This is a genomic window from Modestobacter muralis (genome assembly GCF_010682105.1).
Classification (GTDB): Bacteria; Actinomycetota; Actinomycetes; order Mycobacteriales; family Geodermatophilaceae; genus Modestobacter; species Modestobacter muralis.
In genome coordinates, this window is the sequence record NZ_JAAGWH010000076.1 from 1 (window position 1) to 1,048 (window position 1,048).

The 1,048-nt window shown below is 58.2% G+C and carries 1 rRNA gene; it reads left to right on the plus strand.

The window, feature by feature from the left end:
* Positions 1–146: 146 nt before the first annotated feature.
* A 16S ribosomal RNA gene (locus GCU67_RS21055) occupies positions 147–1,048 on the plus strand; the annotation flags it as partial.

A 1,048-nucleotide genomic window follows, 5' to 3' on the forward strand; every position in this document is an offset into this window, starting at 1 on the left:
TGCGCGTCCGCTCCTTGAGAACTCAACAGCGTGCCGAAAGTCAGTGCCAAGTAACACATCCCCATGCGATGTCTTCGGATGTCGTTGGGTTCCTTTGGTTGATTGAACGAGAGTGCCAACTCTTGGTCTCAGCTGCGATCAAATCATCTACGGAGAGTTTGATCCTGGCTCAGGACGAACGCTGGCGGCGTGCTTAACACATGCAAGTCGAGCGAGGCCCTCCTTCGGGGGGTGCCCTAGCGGCGAACGGGTGAGTAACACGTGGGCAACCTGCCCTCAGCTCTGGGATAACTCCAAGAAATTGGTGCTAATACCGGATGTGACCGCTGACCGCATGGTCTGGTGGTGGAAAGATTCATCGGCTGAGGATGGGCCCGCGGCCTATCAGCTTGTTGGTGGGGTAATGGCCCACCAAGGCGACGACGGGTAGCCGGCCTGAGAGGGTGACCGGCCACACTGGGACTGAGACACGGCCCAGACTCCTACGGGAGGCAGCAGTGGGGAATATTGCGCAATGGGCGAAAGCCTGACGCAGCGACGCCGCGTGAGGGATGACGGCCTTCGGGTTGTAAACCTCTTTCAGTAGGGACGAAGCGAAAGTGACGGTACCTACAGAAGAAGCACCGGCCAACTACGTGCCAGCAGCCGCGGTAATACGTAGGGTGCAAGCGTTGTCCGGAATTATTGGGCGTAAAGAGCTCGTAGGCGGTCTGTCACGTCGGCTGTGAAAACCCGAGGCTCAACCTCGGGCCTGCAGTCGATACGGGCAAACTAGAGTACTGCAGGGGAGACTGGAATTCCTGGTGTAGCGGTGAAATGCGCAGATATCAGGAGGAACACCGGTGGCGAAGGCGGGTCTCTGGGCAGTAACTGACGCTGAGGAGCGAAAGCGTGGGGAGCGAACAGGATTAGATACCCTGGTAGTCCACGCCGTAAACGTTGGGCGCTAGATGTGGGGCTCATTCCACGAGTTCCGTGTCGCAGCTAACGCATTAAGCGCCCCGCCTGGGGAGTACGGCCGCAAGGCTAAAACTCAAAGGAATTGACG